Here is a 20,169-nt window from a genome sequence, read left to right as displayed (position 1 = left end):
GGTCACCACTGGCCGTAGTCGGGCTTGAGGATGTCGTTGAGATCGATACCGATCCCGTCGACGTTGCTCGCGTCGATCTCGTACTGGTGCAGGTGCGCCGACGGGTGGACGTACCCCTCGGGTGTGCCCCAGTCGTGCTGCCAGTACCACGACCCGAGGCCGGCGAGCACCGCCAGATCCAGCGTCGTGGAGTTGGCGTAGATGCCGGTGTTCGCCTTGCCGACCACTGACTCCCACCCGGCGAGGTACGGGGCGATCATGGTGAGGAAATCGGCGGGCGTGGGATTGTCGTCGATGGACGCGTAAATGGGTCGATCCTCGGAACCTCCTGCGGCGAGATGCAATTCGAGCCCACGCTCCGCGTGCCGCTTGCCCGCCTCGAGACCGCCGCGCCAATCGGCCGTCGGACCCTTGCCGAACTGATAGCACGAGACGACCGACAGTCCGGCGTCGAGCAACGCCTGCGCCTCGTCGGCGAGCATCGGCTTGCCTTCCATCCATTCGGCGCCGGGACGGCGGTCGGACACGTAGCGGATGGCGCCGGCATAACCGGCCTCGAGGATGGCGTCCGCCGACGGCACCCCACCGGCGTAGTCGATCAGGATGCCGAGACTGTCCGCCTTCGCGACGGCGACCGAGGACGTGGTGGACGTGAGCGCCGCGATCCCGGCCACGGCGGATCCCGCTGCCGCGTACCGGAACAGGTCTCTCCGAGAAATCTGCACTGTGGCCCCCATATCCGATCGGTCGCGCTCCGGCGTGTCTCCGACATTCACTCTCGCTCAGTCGGTATGTTGTCCGGTTTGCATTCCACCACACTCACACGGGTCCCGCCAGCCACTTGGACTACATCCGTCACATCGGACACTCGCGACCCGCGCCGAACCGGGTGGCGCAACGCGTCAGCGGAAGAACACCGCAGCCTGGTCGGCCAGATCGAGTGCCCCCTGCGGCAGGATTCCGAGCACCACCGTCACCACCACTCCGACGGCGATGGCCGCGGCGGTGAACATGCTGGGCACCACGATCGTCGGGGCGTCGCTCTGCGGCTCCGAGAAGAACATCAGGACGATGACGCGGACGTAGAAGAACGCCGCGATCGCGCTGCTGACGACACCGACGAGGACGAGCGGAACGGCACCGCCCTCGATGGCGGCCTGGAAGACCGCGAACTTGCTGACGAACCCACTCGTCAGCGGGATTCCGGCGAATGCGAGCAGGAACAGTGCGAAGACCCCGCCGACCAGTGGCGAACGCCGACCCAGCCCCGCCCACCGCGACAGGTCCGTCGCCTCGCCCCGGCTGTCCCGCACCAGGGTGACGACGGCGAACGCGCCGAGTGTGCTGAATCCGTATGCCAGGAGGTAGAACATCGTGGACGACAGACCCGCCCGGTTGGCCGCGATCAGACCGGTGAGGATGAACCCGGCGTGCGCGACCGACGAGTACGCGAGCATCCGCTTGACATCGTTCTGCGTGACGGCCATGACCGCACCGACCACCATGGTGAGGATGGCGACGCCCCACATCACGGGCCGCCAGTCCGCGCGCAGGTCGGGCAGAGCCACGTAGAAGATGCGCAGCATCGCGCCGACGGCCGCGACCTTGGTGGCCGCCGCCATGAAGGCGGTGATCGGAGTCGGCGCACCCTGATAGACGTCGGGAATCCACGAGTGGAACGGGACGGCGCCGATCTTGAACAGCAGGCCCACCGACAGGAGCGCGGTACCGATCAGCGCCAGCGTCTTGTCGTCGGCGCCCCGGGCGAGCGCGTCCGCGATCCGCGGCAACTCGACGGTGCCCGCGTAGCCGTACAGCAAGGCCACACCGAACAGGAAGAATGCCGACGAGAACGCCCCGAGCAGAAAGTATTTGAGGGCGGCCTCCTGCGACAGGAGACGGCGACGCCGCGCCAGCCCGCACAGCAGATACAGGGGCAGCGAGAGCACCTCGAGCGCGACGAACATGGTGAGGAGGTCGTTGGACGCCGGGAACAGGAGCATCCCGCCGACCGCGAACAGGGTGAGGGGAAAGACCTCGGTATGCCCCGGGGCGTTCTTGGTGGCCTCCCGTTCGGCGACGCTGCCGGGGACGGCGAACGCCTGCGGGGTGAAGGCGTCGGTTCCGCCTTCCGGCTCGGCTCCGCTCGCGGCTGTGACCTCCGCGGTCGCCACTCGGACCCCACTGTCGACGCTCCGCTCGGCGATCAGCAGGATCGCGGGTATCGAGATCAGCAGGATCGTCCCCTGGAGGAACAGCGTCGGACCGTCGACGGCCACCGCGCCCCCGACTGCGGAGTCGCGGGTCCCGGCGAGCATGACGACGGCCACGAACGCGGCGGTGAGTCCCCCGAGCGCGAGGACGAGATGGCTCGAGTAGCGGCCGCGCCGGGGCAGGAACGCCTCGACGAGCACACCGGCGACGGCCACGCCGAACACGATCAACATGGGTGCCAGCTGACCGTATTCGATGTCCGGCGCGCGCAGCGTCGTGGACTGGGCGAGTACGAGTTCGGAGGTACTCATCGGTGTGTGCCTCCCTCTGGGTCCTGCCCGGCGACGGTGGGTGCAGGATCGTGCTGACCGACAGTGACGAGGACGTGGCCGACCGCGGGGGTGATGACGTCCAGCACGGGCTTGGGGTAGACGCCGAGGACGAGCAGCAGGGCGATCAGCGGTGCCACCACCGCGATCTCACGGCGCACGAGATCGCGGACGGTCTCGTTGCCCTCCTTCAGCGGCCCGGTCATCATCCGCTGATAGAGCCACAGCACGTAGATCGCGGCGAGGACGAGCGCGAAAGTCGCGACCACGGCAGCGATCTGGTAGCGCGAGAACGTGCCGACCAGGACGAGGAACTCGCTGATGAACGGTGCCAGCCCCGGCAGCGACAGCGTTGCGAGGCCCGCCACGAGGAACGTCCCGGCCATCACCGGCGCGACCTTCTGCACGCCGCCGTAGTCGGCGATGAGGCGGGTGCCGCGCCGCGACACCAGGAACCCCGCGATCAGGAACAACGCCGCGGTCGAGATGCCGTGGTTGACCATGTACAGCGTCGAACCGGCCTGTCCCTGGCTCGTCATGGCGAAGATGCCGAGAATGATGAACCCGAAGTGCGAGATCGACGTGTAGGCGATCAGTCGCATCACGTCGGTCTGACCGATGGCCAGTACCGCGCCGTAGATGATTCCGATTACCGCCAGCACCGTGACGAACGGAGCGAAGTATGCGGACGCCTCCGGGAACATCTGCAGGCAGTACCGCAGCATGCCGAACGTCCCGACCTTGTCCACCACGGCCATCATGAGCACCGCACTCGCAGGGGTGGCTTCCACCGCGGCGCCCGGCAGCCACGTGTGAAACGGCCACAACGGCGCCTTGACCGCGAACGCGAACATGAAACCGAGGAACAGTGCCTTCAGCACGCCGGGGTCGGCGTCCAGCCCTTCGGCGACGATCACCCGGAAGTCGAAGGTGCCGCCGCCGAAGACGTCCTGACGCGCCGTCACCACGTACACCCCGATGACCGCGGCGAGCATGATCAGCCCGCCGAACAGGTTGTAGAGCAGGAACTTCACCGCGGCGTACGACCTCCCCACCCCGCCGAATCCTCCGATCAGGAAGTACATCGGGATGAGCATGGCCTCGAAGAAGATGTAGAAGAGCAGGACGTCGAGGGCGGTGAACGACACGATCACCATCGCCTCGACCATCAGCGTCAGCGCCACGTACGTGTGGGCCATCCGCCGCTGCCCGTAGTCGGGCGCGGTGTCACCGTCGTTCCACCCCGCCAGCAACAGCAGCGGCACCAGAACGGTGGTGAGGAGCACCAGGACGAGCGCTATTCCGTCCAGGCCCAGGATGTACCGGGTGCCGAACGCCGGGATCCAGGCGTGGGATTCCACGAACTGGTATTGCTCGCCGGTCGGATCGAACCGGATCGCCAGCACGACCGCCAGGCACAGCACCAAAACGGACACGCCCACGGCGACGGATTTCGCGAGGGCGCGCTTGTGGACGGGCAATGCCAGGACCACACCGGCGCCGACGAGTGGCAGTACCCAGAGGGCGGTCAGCCACGGGAAGCCGCTCACCACAGCCTCACCAGCATCGTGGCGACCAGGAGGGCCGCACCCGCGAACATGAACAGCGCGTACGACCGGACGAACCCGGTCTGCAGGCGCCGCACCCGCATCGACGTTCCGCCGACGAGCGCGGCGAACCCGTTGACGGCACCGTCGACGCCGCTGCCGTCGACGGTCACGAGTGTTCGCGTCAGTTCCTGCCCGGGACGCATCAGCGCCGCCTCGTTGAACGCGTCGCCGTACAGGTCCTTCCGGGCCGCAACAGTGAACGCGGTGACGTCGGCAGGCGCGACCTCGGGGATCGGCTGCCGGGCGTACTGCCGGTAGGCCACCGCGACTCCCGCGAGCACCACCACCAGCGTGAGTGCGGTGATCGCCCACACGGGCAGGGCGGGCTCGCCGTGGTGGGCACCGACCACCGGTTCCAGCCAGTGCTGCAGGGAGGAGCCGACGGCGAGTAGGGCGCCGGCGGCGACCGAGCCCACCGCGAGCAGGATCATCGGCACCGTCATCACCCCTGGCGATTCGTGTGGGTCGGCGACGGGAACATCCCCCTTTCCGTCGCCCGCCCCGGAAGCCCACCGCGGTTGTCCGAAGAAGGTCATCAGCATCACCCTGGTCATGTAGAAGGCGGTGAGTCCCGCGCCGAGCAACGTGACCGTTCCGAGGACGACGCCCTGGACGCCCTCGGCGGCGAACGCCGCTTCGATGATCTTGTCCTTGGAGAAGAAGCCGGAGAACGGCGGAATCCCGATGATGGCCAGGTATCCCAGCCCGAACGTGACGAACGTGATCGGCATGACGGTGCGCAGACCGCCGTAGCGGCGCATGTTCACCTCGTCGTTCATGCCGTGCATCACCGAGCCGGCGCCGAGGAACAGGCCGGCTTTGAAGAAGCCGTGGGTGAGCAGCAGCATGATCGCGAACGCGTACCCGGCCGGTCCCAGACCGGCGGCCAGCACCATGTACCCGATCTGGCTCATCGTGGAGGCCGCCAGCGCCTTCTTGATGTCGTCCTTCGCGCAGCCGATGATCGCGCCGAACAGCAGGGTCACCGCCCCGACGATCACCACGGCGAGCTGGGCATTCGGGGCCAGGTCGAAGATCGCGTTAGACCGGACGATCAGATACACACCCGCCGTGACCATGGTCGCGGCGTGGATGAGCGCCGACACCGGTGTCGGGCCCTCCATCGCGTCACCGAGCCAGGACTGCAACGGGACCTGCGCCGATTTGCCGCAGGCGGCGAGCAGCAGCGCGAGCCCGATCGCGGTGAGCACCCCCTCGCTGGCGGCGTCGGCACGCGTGAACACGTCGGCGAATTCGATCGAGCCGAAAGTCGAGAACATGATCATGATCGCGAGGACCAGGCCCATGTCGCCGACGCGGTTGACCACGAACGCCTTCTTCGCGGCCGCCGCCGCGGACGGCTTGTACTGCCAGAACCCGATGAGCAGGTACGAGGCGAGACCGACGCCCTCCCAGCCGACGTACAGGCCCAGGAAGTTGTCGGCCAGCACCAGCAGCAGCATCGCCGCGAGGAACAGGTTGAGGTAGGCGAAGAATCGCCTGCGCTCCGGATCGTGCGCCATGTAGCCGACCGAGTAGATGTGGATCAGCGAACCCACCCCGGTGATCAGCAGAACGAAGCACATGGACAGCTGGTCGAGTTGGAGACCGAAATCCACCTGGAGTTCGCCGACCGGCACCCAGCTGAACAGGGTCTGGTGCACGACCCGCTCGGCGGCGTCCCTGCCCAGCATGTCGACGAAGAAGACGACGCCGAGCGCGAAGGAGACCAATGCCGTCGCGCAGCCGAGGAGATGGCCCCACGCATCGCTGCGGCGGCCCGCCAGCAGGAGCACGGCGGCGCCGAGTAGGGGCAGAACCGGCAGCAGCCACACGGCCGACGAGAGCGTTCCGCTCATGCCGCACCGCCGATCGGGGCGTCGTCGTCGGGCAAAGTCACCTTCTCGAGGATGTGCGTCATCGGGGACCCGTCAGTTCTTGAGGAGGTTGGCGTCGTCGACGGAAGCCGAACGGCGGGAACGGAATATGGTCATGATGATCGCCAGACCGACCACGACCTCAGCGGCCGCGACGACCATCGTGAAGAACGCGAAGACCTGACCGTCGAGGTTGCCGTGCATCCGGGCGAACGTCACGAACGCCAGATTCGAGGCGTTGAGCATCAGTTCGATGCACATGAACACGATGATCGCGTTGCGCCGGATCAGCACCCCGGCCGCACCGATCGTGAACAGCAACGCCGACAGGTACAGATAGTTCTCGGGGTTCATCGCCGACCCTCCTCGTCTGTCGCACCGGGTTCGGGAGTCGCGACGTCCGCGGTGCCCAGCGCCCGCGCGGGCAGGCTCGGCCGCCGTTCGAGCGATCGGCTGACGGACAGCTCGGAGAATGTGCCGTCGGGCAGCAACGCCGGTATGTCGACCGCGTTGTGCCGCGCGTACACACCCGGACTGGGCAGCGGTGTGACCCGGGCCCCCTCGCGGACGCGGTCCTGGGACAGCTCGCGCTGGTCCTTCCGCCGCTCGAAACGCTCCCGGTGGGCCAGCACCATCGCACCGATGGTCGCGGTGATCAGCAACGCGCCGGTGAGTTCGAAAGCCCACACGTACCGGACGAACACGAGTTCGGCCAGCCCCTCGACGTTGCCTCCCGCGTTGGCCTGATCGAGACCGGTGAACGCGGAGACGGACGCACTGCCGATGCCGCCGATCAGCAGGAGTCCGAATCCCAGCCCCGCCGCGATCGCGGCCACCCGCTGACCGCGGAGGTTCTCGACGAGGGATTCGGAGGAATCGACACCGATGAGCATGAGCACGAACAGGAACAGCATCATGACCGCCCCGGTATACACCACGATCTGTACGACACCGAGGAAGAGCGCGCCCTGGGCGATGTAGAACACGGCCAGGATGATCATGGTCGTCGCGAGGAAGATCGCCGAGTAGACGGCCTTGGTTGCGCTGACCACCCCGAGCGCGCCGATCACCGCCACGGTCGCGAGGACCCAGAACTGCACACCCTCGCCCGTCGAGGTCTGGGTGAAGGGTTCCGCGACCAGTTGGACCGCGGACGGCATCGTGTTCACCACGTCGGCTCTCCTCCCGCGATCACGGCCTGTCCCCCGCCGTGTCCTCGACCTCGGACTCGTCCTGAGCCGCAGCCGCCGCTCCCCCGGTCACCGTGCCGCGGTAATAGTCCTCGGCGGTGGTGCCCGGGGCCATCGGGTGCGGCGACTCGACCATGCCGGGCTCGAGCGGGGCCAGCAGCCGATCCTTCTCGTAGATCAGGCCGGCCCGGTTGTCGTCGGCCATCTCGTACTCGTTGGTCATGGTCAGCGCCCGCGTCGGGCACGCCTCGATGCACAGCCCGCACCCGATACAGCGCAGGTAGTTGATCTGATACACCTGGCCGTACCGCTCGCCGGGCGAGAAGCGTTCCTCGTCCGTGTTGTCGGCGCCCTCCACGTAGATGGCGTCGGCGGGGCACGCCCAGGCACACAGTTCGCACCCGATGCACTTCTCCAACCCGTCCGCGTAACGGTTGAGCTGGTGCCTGCCGTGGTAGCGGGCCGCCGTCGGCACCTTCTCCTCCGGGTAGAACTCGGTGTTCGATTTCTTGAACATCGTCGAGAAGGTCACGCCGAAACCCGCTATGGGGCCGAGGAATTTAGTCATCGCTGTTCTCCTGGGTCGATCCGGTGGAGTGCGCGCCGGTGACGGAGACGGGCGTGCGCCGGAACGCAGGGAGCGTCTGACCCGGCATCGGAGGAACCGGGTATCCACCGGCCATGGGATCGAACGGTTCGAGTGTCTCCGGGGACAGTTCGGCGCGTCCGCGCGGCTCGACCGGCTTCTCGGCTGCGCGAACGGGGCCCGGGCGCAGCCGCTTCCACAACAGCACCACCACGACGAGGGCCACGACGAGGCCCGCGACGACGAGCGCGATCGTCCGGGCGTCGTACCCCTCGTTGCGGAAGGCCCGGACGGTGGCGACGATCATGACCCACACCAGCGAGATCGGGATGAGGATCTTCCAGCCGAGACCCATGAATTGGTCGTACCGCAGCCTGGGCAGCGTGGCGCGCAGCCAGACGAACACGAACAGGAAGCCCCAGACCTTCAGCGTGAACCACAGCACCGGCCACCACCCGGAATTCGCGCCGTCCCACAGGCTCAGCGGGAACGGGGCGTGCCAGCCGCCGAGGAACAGCGTGGTGGCGAGCGCCGAGACCGTCACCATGTTCACGTACTCGGCGAGCATGAACATCGCGAAGCTCAGCGAGGAGTACTCGGTGTGGAACCCGCCGACCAGTTCGCCTTCGGCCTCGGGCAGGTCGAACGGCGCCCGATTGGTCTCGCCGACCATCGACGTGACGTAGATGAGGAACGACGGCAGCAGCAGGAAGACGTACCAGGTGTGTTCCTGGGCGGCGACGATGCCCGACGTTGACATCGTTCCGGCGTCCAGGAAGACGGCCGCGAACGACAACGCCATCGCGATCTCGTACGAGATCACCTGCGCCGTCGAGCGCAGCCCTCCCAGCAACGGGTACGTGGAGCCGGACGCCCAGCCGGCGAGGACGATGCCGTAGACGCCGATCGACGTGGCCGCGAGGACGTAGAGGACGGCCACCGGGAGGTCCGTCAGCTGTAGTGGCGTGTAGTGCCCGAAGATCGACACCGCCGGGCCGAACGGGATCACGGCGAACGCCATGAACGCAGGTACCGCGGCGATGACCGGCGCCAGGATGTAGATCGGCTTGTCCACACCCTTCGGGACGATCCCCTCCTTCAGCGCGAGCTTGATGCCGTCGGCGAGACTCTGCAACATTCCCCGCGGGCCCACCCGGTTCGGGCCGACGCGCATCTGCATCCACGCCATGACCTTGCGTTCGGCCAGGATCGTCAGAAGCGGGGTGAGGACGAGGAACACGAAGATGGCCAGGGCCTTGCCGAGCACCAGCCACCACGGGTCGTGCCCGAACAGCGCCGGGTCGGGGTAGACGCCCTCGATCGTCACAGCGGACCTCCCGGAACCATCCCGTTGGTGCCGGCCGCCCGGCGGACGTTCACGACGTCCCCCGCCCGGGCAGCCAGTTGCGGGTAGACAGCGGATCCGGGCGAGTTGAGCGGCAGCCACACCACTCGATCAGGCATGTCGGTGATCACCAACGGCAGGGTGACGGCGCCCCGTTCCGTCGTCACGGTGACCGGATCTCCGTCACCGGCACCCGACTCGGCCGCCGAGGCCGCGGACACCCGCACGACCGGCGTCCGGGCAGTGCCCGCCAGGTGCGGTTCCCCGTCCTGCAGTCGTCCCGAGTCGAGCAGCATCCGCCAGGTGGCGAGCACCGCCTCCCCCGGCCCGGGTTCCCGCCGCGGCGGGTGCGGGTGGCCGGGCGGATCCGGGAAGTCACCATCCCAGGCGCCGAGCCTCTCCAGTTCGCGCCGTGCGGTCGCGGCGTCCGGAAGACCCAGCGGAACACCCATTTCGCCGGCGATCGCGTGGAGGACTCGCTGATCGGGCATCGACCCGGTGGCGCGGAGGGCGGCGTCGAAATCGCGTGCGCGCCCTTCCCAGTCGAGGAAGGTGCCCGGCTTCTCCATGACCGGTGCGATGGGGAACACCACGTCCGCGCGCTCGCTGATCGCACTGTGCCGCAGTTCCAGGCTCACCACGAAACCTGCCGCCTCGACGGCGGCCAACGCGGCCTGCGGGTCGGGGAGATCGTCGGCCTCGACACCGCCGATCAGGAGCGCCCCCAGCGTCTTCGCCTCGGCCGCGGCGAGGATGCCCGCGGTATCCCGGCCTGCCGTCTCCGGCAGATCTGCGACGTTCCACACCGACGCGACCTGGCGCCGCGCCTCCGGATCGTCCACCGGTCTGCCACCCGGGAGCAGTCCGGGCAGCGCGCCCGCCTCGAGCGCACCGCGTTCGCCGGCCCGTCGCGGCACCCAGGCCAGCCGGGCCCCGGTCTCGTCGGCCAGCCGGACCGCTGCAGACAGGGCCCCCGGCACCCCGGCGAGTCGTTCCCCGACCACGATGACCGCACCCGGCCTGCGCAGCAGCTCGGTGACACCGGAGTCCAGATCACCCGTGCGGAGTCCGTCGAGGACCTCCGCCTCCGCATTCGGCGCGGACCGGAGCAGCCGACCGGACGTCTTCTCCAGGCCACGGGATGTGTACGGCGCGATCGAGTAGACCGGAACGGCCTTCGCCCGCGCGGCCTTGCGCAGGCGGAGGAAGACGATCGGTGATTCCTCCTCCGGCTCGAACGCGGCGAGAAGGACGACCGGAGCGGCGTCGAGATCGTCGTATGTGACCGCGAGTCGCTGCCCCGCCACCCGGGCGGCCAGGAACTCGGCCTCCTCGCCGGAGTGCGCGCGACTGCGGAAGTCGATGTCGTTGGTGCCGAGCGCTGTTCGCGCGAACTTCGCGTAGGCGTAGGCGTCCTCCCATGTCGACCGGCCCCCGACCAGAACACCCGCGTTGCCCCGCGCGGCGGCCAATCCCCGCGCCGCGACGGCCAGGGCCTCGGACCAGGAGGCGGGTGCCAGCGTGCCGTCGTCGCCGCGGACCAACGGGGCGGTGATCCGGTCGCGCTCGGTGGCGTAGGCGAACGCCCACCGCCCCTTGTCGCAATTCCACTCCTCGTTGACCTCGGGATCGTCGCCCGCCAACCGGCGCAGCACCTTCCCCCGCCGGTGATCGGTGCGCTGGGCGCACCCGCTCGCGCAGTGCTCGCAGACGCTGGGGCTGGAGACCAGGTCGAACGGGCGGGCCCGGAACCGGTACGCCGAACCCGTCAGCGCACCCACCGGGCAGATCTGGACGGTGTTGCCGGAGAAGTACGACTCGAACGGTTCCTTCGCGTAGATCCCGACCTGCTGCAGCGCGCCCCGTTCCATGAGTTCGATGAACGGGTCGCCGGCGACCTGCTGCGAGAACCGGGTACACCGCGCGCACAACACACACCGCTCGCGGTCCAGCAGGACCTCCGTGGACAGCGGAATCGGTTTGGGAAACGTGCGTTTGACCTCCCCGAAGCGCGACTCCGCGCGCCCGTTGGACATCGCCTGATTCTGCAGCGGGCATTCGCCGCCCTTGTCGCACACCGGGCAGTCCAGGGGATGGTTGATCAGCAGCAACTCCATCACACCCTTCTGCGCCTTGTCGGCGACGGGCGACGTGAGCTGGGTGTGGACGACCATGCCGTCGGTGACGGTCGTGGTGCAGGAAGCGAGCGGCTTGCGCTGCCCCTCCACGTCGACGAGGCACTGACGGCAGGCGCCGACCGGATCGAGCAGCGGGTGGTCGCAGAACCGCGGGATCTGAATGCCGATCATCTCCGCGGCACGAATCACCAACGTGCCCTTGGGAACACTGACCTCGACACCGTCGATGACAACGCTCACTGCGTCAGGGCTCGCTCCGCTCGCGGGCACGGGGGCTTTCACGCCCGCCCTTCCCTCGTCGCTCATTCGCTGCGCTCCCTCGCTCCTCGGTCCAGAACGCGCGGCCTCCGCGCCGTAACATCGCTCGCTACGCTCGCTGGCTTCATGCATGTACTCCCGCCATGAGCGTGGACTGATGCGGGTCGAACGGGCAGCCGCCCTGCTCGAAGTGTGCGAGGTACTCGTCGCGGAAGTACTTGATGGAAGACATGATCGGGCTGGCCGCACCGTCACCGAGAGCGCAGAACGACTTGCCGAGAATGTTGTCGGCGATGTCGAGCAGCTTCTCCAGATCGGCGTCGGTCCCCTCCCCTCGCTCGAGCCGCTCCAGGATCTGCACCAGCCAATAGGTGCCTTCCCGGCAGGGCGTGCACTTGCCACAAGACTCGTGCGCATAAAACTCGGTCCAGCGCAGCACGGCACGCACCACGCACGTGGTCTCGTCGAAGATCTGCAAAGCCTTGGTGCCCAACATCGACCCGGCGGCCCCCACACCCTCGTAGTCGAGGGCGACGTCGAGGTGCTCGTCGGTGAAGATCGGTGTCGAGGAACCGCCCGGAGTCCAGAACTTCAACCGGTGCCCGGCGCGGACTCCACCCGCGTACTCGAGCAACTCCCGCAGGGTGATTCCGAGCGGGGCCTCGTACTGTCCGGGCTTCGCCACGTGCCCGGACAGGGAATACAGGGTGAAGCCGGGCGACTTCTCGCTGCCCATCGACCGGAACCACTCGATGCCGTTCACGATGATCGGCGGGACGCTCGCAATCGACTCGACGTTGTTGACGACGGTCGGTGACGCGTAGAGACCGGCCACCGCGGGGAACGGCGGACGCAACCGAGGCTGACCGCGGCGACCCTCCAGCGAATCGAGCAGCGCCGTCTCCTCCCCGCAGATGTACGCCCCCGCACCCGCGTGCACGACCAGTTCGAGGTCGAAACCGCTGCCCAGGATGTTCGTGCCGAGGTAGCCCGCCGCATACGCCTCCGCGACCGCGGCCTGCAGCCGGCGCAGCACCGGCACCACCTCACCGCGCACATAAATGAAGGCATGCCCTGCGCGGATCGCGTACGCCGCGATGATGACGCCCTCGACGAGCGCGTGCGGCGTCGCCAGCATGAGCGGCATGTCCTTGCAGGTGCCGGGTTCCGACTCGTCGGCGTTGACCACGAGGTAGTGCGGCTTGTCGTCGCCCTGCGGGATGAACGACCATTTCATCCCGGTCGGGAACCCGGCACCACCACGACCCCGCAGTCCGGCCTCCTTGACGGTCGAGATGACCTCGTCCGGGTCCATGCGCAGCGCCTTCTGCAGGCCCTCGTACCCGTCGTGGCGACGGTACGTGTCGAGGGTCCACGACTCGGGCTCGTCCCAGTAGCGGCTCAGGACAGGGGTCAGCGGCATGTCAGTCTCCCTTTCGACCCGGGTCGGTGGCCGCCGGATCCGTCTCCGAGGTGGACCGCTCCGCAGGCACCGTCGCGGACGGGGCAGGCGCCGGCTGGTCCTTCGCCGATTCCGCCGCCACCGGCTCGGTGTTCCGCGACGACGGCTCCGGGATCAGCGACGTCTCCGCCGGATCCGGCGCCGTCATGCCCCGTTCGTGCGCCACACGCAGGCCGGCCAGTGTGGCGTCGCCCGCGGTGCCGCCCTCTGCCGACGCGCCGGGACGCTCGTCGGGGAACCCGGCGAGAATGCGGGCCGTCTCCCGGAACGTGCACAGCGCCGCACCGCGGCTCGGCGACACCCGCTCCCCCGAACGCAGGGAATCGACGAGTGATCGAGCCGACTCCGGGGTCTGATTGTCGAAGAACTCCCAGTTGACCATCACCACCGGGGCGTAATCGCACGCCGCATTGCACTCGATGTGCTCCAGCGTCACCTTGCCGTCCTCGGACGTGCCACCGTGCGGCAGGTCGAGATGCTCCTCCAGCGCGGCGAGGATCGCCTCGCCGCCCATGATCGCGCACAACGTGTTGGTGCACACTCCGACGTAGTAGTCGCCCGTCGGGTCGCGCCGGTACATCGAATAGAAGGTCGCCACCGCAGCCACCTCCGCGCCGGTCAACCCGAGCCGGCCGGCACAGAACTCGATCCCCGCCGGCGTTATACACCCGTCCTCCGCCTGCACCAGATGCAGCAGCGGCAGCAGCGCGGACCGCGAATTCGGGTAACGCCCGATGACGACGTCGGCATCGGCGTCCAGCCGCGCACCGACCTCCGGCGGATACTCCTCACGCGCACCCGGCCGCACCAACAGCCCGTTCTCCTCCGGCCGGGGTCCGAACTCGATGAAGACTTGTGCGCTTCGGCTCGCTACGCTCGCGGGTCCCTGGGCTTGGTCGTGCGCTCTTCCCTCGATACTCACTCGCTGCGCTCCCTCGCTCCTCGATCCAGACCACACGGCCCACCCACCGAGCTCCTTGGCAGGGGCCTCATCGGTCCACGCCCCCCATCACCGGATCGATGCTCGCAACCGCCGCAATGACATCCGCAACCATGCCGCCCTCACACGTAGCCGCCACCGACTGCAGGTTCGTGAACGACGGATCCCGGAAATGCACCCGGAACGGGCGGGTGCCGCCGTCGCTCACCATGTGCACACCGAGCTCACCCCGCGGCGACTCCACCGCCACATACACCTGCCCCGGCGGCACCCGGAAACCCTCCGTCACCAACTTGAAGTGATGAATCAGCGACTCCATAGAAGAGTCCATGATCTCGCGGACGTGCCCGGGCGAATTACCCAGACCGTCGGGACCCAACGTCAGATCCGCCGGCCACGCGATCTTCTTGTCCTCCACCATGATCGGGCCCGGTCGCAACTTGTCGAGGCACTGCTCGACGATCTTCAGCGACTCCTTCATCTCGTCGACCCGGATCAAATAGCGGCCGTACGCGTCACACCCCGTATCGGTACTGACGTCGAACTCGTAATTCTCGTAACCGCAATACGGCTGCGACCTCCGCAGATCGTGCGGCAGACCCGTCGCCCGCAGCATCGGACCCGTGATACCGAGCGCCATGCACCCCGTGAGATCGAGATACCCGATACCCTGAGTACGCCCCTTCCAGATGCGGTTGTCGTTGAGCAGATTCTCCATGTCTCGCAGCCGTTCCGGCATCAACGCGAGCAACTCGCGCACCTTCTCCACCGCACCCTCCGGCAGATCCTGCGACAACCCGCCCGGCCGGATATACGCATGATTCATGCGGAGACCCGTGATCATCTCGAACACGTCCAGAACCAGCTCACGTTCCCGGAAACCGAACAACATCGCCGTGACCGCCCCCAACTCCATACCACCCGTGGCCAACGCCACCAGATGCGAGGAGATGCGGTTGAGCTCCATCAACATCACCCGGATGACACTCGCCCGCTCCGGCACCTCATCCGTGATGTCCAGCAACTTCTCCACACCGAGGCAATACGCCGTCTCGTTGAAGAACGGCGACAGGTAATCCATCCGCGTCACGAACGTCACGCCCTGCGTCCACGTCCGGTACTCGAGGTTCTTCTCGATCCCCGTATGCAGATAACCGATACCGCACCGGGCCTCCGTGACCGTCTCACCCTCGATCTCCAAGATGAGCCGCAACACCCCATGCGTCGACGGATGCTGCGGACCCATATTGACGACGATCCGCTCCTCGGCGCCCTCCGAACCCGCATCACCCGACGACGCCTTCACCGCATCGACGACCTCGTCCCAGTCCTGACCGGCGACAGTGAAAACCGTGTCCTCGCTCATCAGTTGTACCCCCGCCGCTCGTCCGGCGGCGCGATCTCCGCGCCCTTGTACTCGACGGGAATGCCGCCGAGCGGATAGTCCTTCCGCTGCGGATGACCCGGCCAGTCATCCGGCATCTCGATCCGGGTCAACGACGGATGACCATCGAACACGATCCCGAAGAAGTCGTACGTCTCCCGCTCGTGCCAATCATTCGTCGGATACACCTCGTACAACGACGGGATGTGCGGATCCGCATCCGGTGCCGCCACCTCCAAACGAATCCGACGATTGTGCGTGATCGACAACAACGGATACACCGCATGCAACTCCCGGCCCGCATCCTGCGGGAAATGCACACCATTCACACCCAGACACATCTCGAACCGCAGATCCGGCTCATCACGCAATGCCCGCGCCACCAACGGCAAAAACTCCCGCCGCACACCGAACGTCACCTCACCCCGAAACACCACAACCGACTCGATCGCCACCTCGAAACCCACACCCGAGTCCGCCAACGCCGCCCCCAGCCCATCCGCGACCTCGTCGAAATACCCGCCATACGGCCGCGGCGTACTCCCCGGCAACAACACCGGACGCACCAACCGCCCATACCCCGACGTATCCCCACTACCCCGCACCCCGAACAGTCCCTTGCGCACACCGATCTGTTCTGGGACATGGCTCGCTTTGCTCGCGGGTGCCGGGGCTTGGTCGTGCGGTCTTCCCTCGTCACTCACTCGCTACGCTCCCTCGCTCCTCAGTCCAGACCGCACGGCCCCGGCACCTTCTGCTCGGTTCGCTTCGCTCCCTCGACACCACCGCACGGCCCCGCCTCCAACCGCTCGGCTCGCTTCGCTCCCTCGTTTCCGCGCCGGTCATCTCAGCAGGCCCTTCATCTGGATGGTGGGGGTGGCGGCCAGCGCCGCCTGCTCCGCCGCCCGCGCCACCTCCTCGCGATGAACGCCGAGCGGCATCTGCTGGATCTTCTCGTGCAAGGTGAGGATCGCGTTCAGCAACATCTCCGGCCGCGGCGGGCACCCCGGCAGATAGATGTCCACCGGCACGATGTGGTCGACGCCCTGCACGATCGCGTAGTTGTTGAACATGCCGCCCGACGACGCGCAGACGCCCATCGCCAGCACCCACTTCGGCTCCACCATCTGGTCGTAGATCTGCCGCAGCACCGGCGCCATCTTCTGGCTCACCCGGCCCGCCACGATCATCAGGTCCGCCTGCCGCGGCGACGCCCGGAACGCCTCCATGCCGAAACGGGCGATGTCGAAGCGTCCGCCTGCGGTGGCCATCATCTCGATCGCGCAGCAGGCGAGCCCGAAACTCGCCGGCCACAGCGAGCCCTTGCGGACATAACCCGCGAGCCCCTCGACCGTGGTCAGCAGGAAGCCGCTCGGCAGCTTCTCCTCGATGCCCATATCCGACTCTTCTCTTCCGACTTAGCTTTTGGATCGCTGACGGGACCGATCAGTCCCAACTGAGACCGCCACGCCGCCACTCGTACGCGTAGGCGACGGAGACGTTGAAGATGAACAGGGCCATGGCCCCGAGACCGAAGAAGCCGAGAGCATCGAAGTGAACTGCCCACGGATAGAGGAACACGATCTCGATGTCGAAAATGATGAAGAGCATGGCCGTCAGGTAATACTTCACCGGGATGCGGCCGGCACCCAGAGGCGAGAGTGTCGGCTCGATGCCGCACTCGTAGGCGTCGAGCTTGGCACGGTTGTAGCGCCTCGGACCGACGATCCTCGCCACGATCACGGAGAAGACCGCGAACGCGACCGCAATCGCCCCGAGCACGAGGATCGGCACATAGACATTCACGCCGTCTCAGCTCCCCTCTTCCCGAGCCTGTCCGCCCGATTCCCGGACGGTCGTTTCCGAAGCTACGCTCTTGTGAGTTATGCCACAGCGTACAAGGGAAGTCGTCGAGCCCGGTCGATTTGACCGTGCGAGTTCCAGGCGATCTCGAAGCACGGAAAACCCCTGCGGCACAGGCGCTCGATGCACCTTCACGCGGCGGGAAACGGAGTCAGGCGAGCCTAAGCTGAGAGGCGGGTGCGCAGCAGCGCTATGACCGCTTCGGACAACCGGATCGGGTCGAGCGGGTGCGGCACCGCGGCCTCGGCCCGCGACCAGGTGGCCAGCCAGGCGTCGTCCGGGCGGCCGGTCAGGACCAGGATCGGGGGGCAGTCGTCGATCTCGTCCTTCAACTGCTTCGCGATCCCCATCCCGCCCGCGGGCACCGCTTCCCCATCGAGGACGGCAAGGTCGATACCGCCGGCATCCATCTGCCGGATCACCACGGCTGCGGTCGCCACCTCGACGTACTCCAACTCCGGAAGGTCGGGGTGCGGACGCGTCCCCAGCGCCAGAACGACCTTCTGGCGGGTGTTCGCATCGTCGCTGTAGACGAGGACACGCAACCGATCAGGACGGCTGGTGTGGGCGGTCGCGTCGGTCACGGACCCGATGCTACCGGTACCCCGCCCTCCAGACCGGCGGCTCGCGTCGATCGAAAAACGGCGCGTCGACATCGAATTGGTTCCACCGGCGGCGCGAGCCGCCCGGCTACAGCTTCTCGGCGATGGCGAGCGCCGTCGAGCCGAGCTTCGGCAGGCGGAGATCTGCGATGGGGGTCAGCATGTTGCCGAGCCGGTTGGTGACGAAGGCGATCGACAGCCCGGAGTCGGCGTCGGCGAACGCACCCGACCCACCCAACCCGTAGTGCCCGAAAGTATTCGACGGCTGCCTGCGGCGTGCCACCATCCCCGCGTGGTAGCCGAGCCGCCAGTTCATCGGAATGCCCAGGACGTAGTCGCGGGCCGTCGTCTGCACCTGACTCAGCTGCGCCACGACGTCCGGTGGGAGGAACTCCCCACCGCCGACGGTTCCGCCGTTCGCCAGCGCCCCGTACATCCGCGCCAGCGCGCGGGCGCTGAACACGCCGTTCCACCCGGGCATCACGCTGTCGTGGATCGCGGGGTTGCGGACGAGGGCATCGAATCCGGCGGGCATGCCGGCGTCGGCCACGTTGCGCAGACCGGGCAGCCGCGACATCGCGAACGACGTGGCACCCCACGGAACGCCGAACGGGTTGATGTGCGGGAAGGTCCTCGCGATCCGGGCACGCTCGGCCGGCGGCACCTCGTACCAGAACTCCTTCACCCCGAGCGGTTCGGCGACCTCGGTGCGGACCAGTTCCGTGAAGGGTTTCCCGGCCGCGCGGGACGTCAGTTCGGCGACGAGCGAACCGAACGTCACCGCGTGATAGCCGGGGACCTTCAGCCGCCGCTGATCCGGGGTTGCCGCGGCCAGTGCGGCGCTGACCAGGGAATGGTCCATCAGACTCAGCGGTCCGGGCACGAGCCCGCGTACCCGGTGCAGCCCGGCGCGATGCGACAGCAGTTCGCGCACCGTGATCTCGTCCTTGCCCTCGGCGGCGAACTCGGGCCAGTACTGCGCCACCGGCGTGTCGTAGTCGACGATCCCGCGTCCCGCGAGACGGTGCAGCACGGTGGACGCGACACCCTTGCCGGTGGAGAACGTGAGGGTGACGGTGTCGTCCTGCCAGAACGTGTCGCGGCTGGCCCATCCTGCCCACACGTCGACGACCGGTTCACCGTGGAGATAGACGGCCAGCGCGCCGCCGCCCTGGCTGCTGTCGTGGAAAAGTCGGAAGAACTGGTCGACGAGCATCCCGAAGCGACGGTCCGCGAGCATCCCGGCGGGCGGCCGTGCCCTGTGGCCCTTCAACGGCCACGGCGCCGTGGTCGTCATTACGACTTCCCTCGATCGTCTTTCACGTCAGCGACATGTGTATTTAACCTCCTCTTTACACACGAGAAGACGCTGTCGGCACCGCTTCAGGGCCTGCGTGATCGCTTCGTGGCCATACCGCAACGGGAAAGAGTGTCCGGGCGCCGGGTAGGTGACCCGGCGCTCGTCATTTCGGCTCCAGCGAGTGGAAATAATCGGACCTGACCTCGACGTCCTCGACGAGACGCGTGGTGGTCTGGACACCCAGTGAATGCTCCTTCAACAGGTCGCACAGCCGGTCGCCGTCGATGAGGTCGATCGGCGGCGCACCGTCCCTCTTGGACTCCGTGCGGGCGTCACCGGTGAAGGTTCCGGTGGTGATGAGCAGGCCCTTCTCGCCGCGGCCCGCCATCGCGCCGCGGAAATCGCGCACCGCACCCGCCCCGACGCTGCCGCTGTAGCGCTTGCACTGGAAGAACACGGGGAAACTGAGCAGCGACAACTGGTACACGCCGAGTCCCTCGATGTCCCCGTCGCCGCCGCGACCGGTGACGGATGCGCTCGAGAACCCGGCCTCCCGCAGCAACCGCTGGGTCAGCCGCTCGAACGCGGGCGGCGACATCTTCAGGACCGTGTCGAGCAGGAGGTCCTTCCAGTCGGCGTCGTTCTCGGCCTCGGCGATGTTGGCATCCGGTTCGTCGTTGCGTCGGGACGCCGCCTTCGCCGATTTGCGGGCAGCATTCTTCTTGCGGTTCTCGGCGGAGAACTCGGCGTGCAGGGGGCGGATCTCGCTCTCGGCGACCTCGCGGCCCTTCTCCGTCACGCTCCACACCCCGCGCCGGCTGTTCGTGAGCAGACCCATCCCCTTGAGGTAGGTGCGGGCCCACGCCAAGCGGTACTCGATCTCGGTGCTCGGACCGTCACCGTGCAGCACCCCCTGCACGTCGGACGAAAGTCCTTCTCGCTCAACGACGGCGCTGTCGAGTTCCTCGTTGGACGCCGAACCACCGAGAGCAATGGCAGCCTGAAGCGCTGGCCAGAGGAGGTCGACGTACTGAGGAACGTGAACAGTCATGGCCACAAGCATGCCGGAAT

Annotated in this window: 18 protein-coding genes; all 18 read right to left on the bottom strand. The window is 67.4% G+C overall.

Features of this window, described 5'->3' with window-relative positions; translation table 11 throughout:
- Positions 1-2 precede the first annotated feature (2 nt).
- Positions 3-737, bottom strand: coding sequence for a DUF1906 domain-containing protein (locus ACLIVD_RS11395; protein WP_280781593.1), 735 nt, complete (start codon positions 735-737; stop codon positions 3-5).
- A 165-nt stretch (positions 738-902) separates the two neighbouring features.
- On the bottom strand, positions 903-2,525 hold the full coding sequence (nuoN, locus tag ACLIVD_RS11390) for an NADH-quinone oxidoreductase subunit NuoN (protein ID WP_491932489.1): 1,623 nt from the start codon (positions 2,523-2,525) through the stop codon (positions 903-905).
- Positions 2,522-4,093 (bottom strand): NADH-quinone oxidoreductase subunit M, encoded by a 1,572-nt coding sequence (locus ACLIVD_RS11385; RefSeq protein ID WP_317568043.1) that lies wholly within the window; start codon positions 4,091-4,093, stop codon positions 2,522-2,524. Before ACLIVD_RS11385 ends, nuoN begins: the two co-directional genes overlap by 4 nt.
- Positions 4,090-6,012: an NADH-quinone oxidoreductase subunit L gene (gene nuoL / locus ACLIVD_RS11380; protein WP_491932488.1), complete on the bottom strand. Its 1,923-nt coding sequence runs from the start codon at positions 6,010-6,012 to the stop codon at positions 4,090-4,092. The genes ACLIVD_RS11385 and nuoL overlap by 4 nt, the downstream gene beginning before the upstream one ends.
- Positions 6,013-6,084: 72 nt before the next feature.
- Positions 6,085-6,384, bottom strand: coding sequence for an NADH-quinone oxidoreductase subunit NuoK (gene nuoK / locus ACLIVD_RS11375; RefSeq protein ID WP_005239116.1), 300 nt, complete (start codon positions 6,382-6,384; stop codon positions 6,085-6,087).
- Positions 6,381-7,190, bottom strand: a complete 810-nt coding sequence (locus ACLIVD_RS11370; protein ID WP_198602243.1) for an NADH-quinone oxidoreductase subunit J — start codon at positions 7,188-7,190, stop codon at positions 6,381-6,383. The genes nuoK and ACLIVD_RS11370 overlap by 4 nt, the downstream gene beginning before the upstream one ends.
- Positions 7,191-7,221: 31 nt before the next feature.
- Complete coding sequence (nuoI, locus tag ACLIVD_RS11365) at positions 7,222-7,788, bottom strand: NADH-quinone oxidoreductase subunit NuoI (RefSeq protein ID WP_164061114.1); 567 nt, start codon at positions 7,786-7,788, stop codon at positions 7,222-7,224.
- Positions 7,781-9,133 carry an NADH-quinone oxidoreductase subunit NuoH gene (gene nuoH, locus ACLIVD_RS11360; protein WP_283331322.1) on the bottom strand — a complete coding sequence of 451 codons (1,353 nt, stop codon included), beginning with the start codon at positions 9,131-9,133 and terminating at the stop codon, positions 7,781-7,783. Before nuoH ends, nuoI begins: the two co-directional genes overlap by 8 nt.
- Entirely contained in the window at positions 9,130-11,595 is a 2,466-nt protein-coding gene (locus ACLIVD_RS11355) for an NADH-quinone oxidoreductase subunit G (RefSeq protein WP_491932487.1), read from the bottom strand. The genes nuoH and ACLIVD_RS11355 overlap by 4 nt, the downstream gene beginning before the upstream one ends.
- 76 nt (positions 11,596-11,671) lie before the next feature.
- A complete protein-coding gene (gene nuoF, locus ACLIVD_RS11350; protein WP_283352417.1) occupies positions 11,672-12,970 on the bottom strand; it encodes an NADH-quinone oxidoreductase subunit NuoF in 1,299 nt (432 codons plus the stop codon).
- A 1-nt stretch (position 12,971) separates the two neighbouring features.
- Positions 12,972-13,931 carry an NADH-quinone oxidoreductase subunit NuoE gene (nuoE, locus tag ACLIVD_RS11345; RefSeq protein ID WP_491932486.1) on the bottom strand — a complete coding sequence of 320 codons (960 nt, stop codon included), beginning with the start codon at positions 13,929-13,931 and terminating at the stop codon, positions 12,972-12,974.
- 67 nt (positions 13,932-13,998) lie between these two features.
- The gene (nuoD, locus tag ACLIVD_RS11340) at positions 13,999-15,315 is read right to left on the bottom strand and encodes an NADH dehydrogenase (quinone) subunit D (RefSeq protein WP_491932485.1); all 1,317 of its coding nucleotides are present in this window, start codon (positions 15,313-15,315) and stop codon (positions 13,999-14,001) included.
- Positions 15,315-16,037 (bottom strand): NADH-quinone oxidoreductase subunit C, encoded by a 723-nt coding sequence (locus ACLIVD_RS11335; protein WP_411194572.1) that lies wholly within the window; start codon positions 16,035-16,037, stop codon positions 15,315-15,317. The genes nuoD and ACLIVD_RS11335 overlap by 1 nt, the downstream gene beginning before the upstream one ends.
- A gap of 138 nt (positions 16,038-16,175) precedes the next feature.
- The gene (locus tag ACLIVD_RS11330) at positions 16,176-16,730 is read right to left on the bottom strand and encodes a NuoB/complex I 20 kDa subunit family protein (RefSeq protein ID WP_005239105.1); all 555 of its coding nucleotides are present in this window, start codon (positions 16,728-16,730) and stop codon (positions 16,176-16,178) included.
- Positions 16,731-16,779: 49 nt separating this feature from the next.
- Positions 16,780-17,139, bottom strand: coding sequence for an NADH-quinone oxidoreductase subunit A (locus ACLIVD_RS11325; protein ID WP_005239104.1), 360 nt, complete (start codon positions 17,137-17,139; stop codon positions 16,780-16,782).
- Positions 17,140-17,357: 218 nt separating this feature from the next.
- On the bottom strand, positions 17,358-17,780 hold the full coding sequence (locus tag ACLIVD_RS11320) for an Rv3143 family two-component system response regulator (RefSeq protein ID WP_283352419.1): 423 nt from the start codon (positions 17,778-17,780) through the stop codon (positions 17,358-17,360).
- A gap of 106 nt (positions 17,781-17,886) precedes the next feature.
- The gene (locus ACLIVD_RS11315; protein WP_280781583.1) at positions 17,887-19,095 is read right to left on the bottom strand and encodes a serine hydrolase domain-containing protein; all 1,209 of its coding nucleotides are present in this window, start codon (positions 19,093-19,095) and stop codon (positions 17,887-17,889) included.
- A gap of 166 nt (positions 19,096-19,261) precedes the next feature.
- Positions 19,262-20,161 (bottom strand): restriction endonuclease, encoded by a 900-nt coding sequence (locus ACLIVD_RS11310; RefSeq protein WP_005253670.1) that lies wholly within the window; start codon positions 20,159-20,161, stop codon positions 19,262-19,264.
- Positions 20,162-20,169 lie beyond the last annotated feature (8 nt).

It is taken from the genome of Rhodococcus sp. G6(2025), from assembly GCF_058628105.1.
This window is presented reverse-complemented; position numbering and strand designations above follow the sequence as displayed.

Bases quoted from the DNA above. Each gene is read 5' to 3' on its own strand.
- ACLIVD_RS11395 (WP_280781593.1), bottom strand. From the start codon at position 737: ATGGGGGCCACAGTGCAGATTTCTCGGAGAGACCTGTTCCGGTACGCG.
- nuoN (WP_491932489.1), bottom strand. From the start codon at position 2,525: ATGAGTACCTCCGAACTCGTACTCGCCCAGTCCACGACGCTGCGCGCG.
- nuoL (WP_491932488.1), bottom strand. From the start codon at position 6,012: ATGAGCGGAACGCTCTCGTCGGCCGTGTGGCTGCTGCCGGTTCTGCCC.
- nuoK (WP_005239116.1), bottom strand. From the start codon at position 6,384: ATGAACCCCGAGAACTATCTGTACCTGTCGGCGTTGCTGTTCACGATC.
- ACLIVD_RS11370 (WP_198602243.1), bottom strand. From the start codon at position 7,190: ATGCCGTCCGCGGTCCAACTGGTCGCGGAACCCTTCACCCAGACCTCG.
- nuoI (WP_164061114.1), bottom strand. From the start codon at position 7,788: ATGACTAAATTCCTCGGCCCCATAGCGGGTTTCGGCGTGACCTTCTCG.
- ACLIVD_RS11355 (WP_491932487.1), bottom strand. From the start codon at position 11,595: ATGAGCGACGAGGGAAGGGCGGGCGTGAAAGCCCCCGTGCCCGCGAGC.
- nuoF (WP_283352417.1), bottom strand. From the start codon at position 12,970: ATGCCGCTGACCCCTGTCCTGAGCCGCTACTGGGACGAGCCCGAGTCG.
- nuoD (WP_491932485.1), bottom strand. From the start codon at position 15,315: ATGAGCGAGGACACGGTTTTCACTGTCGCCGGTCAGGACTGGGACGAG.
- ACLIVD_RS11330 (WP_005239105.1), bottom strand. From the start codon at position 16,730: ATGGGCATCGAGGAGAAGCTGCCGAGCGGCTTCCTGCTGACCACGGTC.
- ACLIVD_RS11315 (WP_280781583.1), bottom strand. From the start codon at position 19,095: ATGACGACCACGGCGCCGTGGCCGTTGAAGGGCCACAGGGCACGGCCG.
- ACLIVD_RS11310 (WP_005253670.1), bottom strand. From the start codon at position 20,161: ATGCTTGTGGCCATGACTGTTCACGTTCCTCAGTACGTCGACCTCCTC.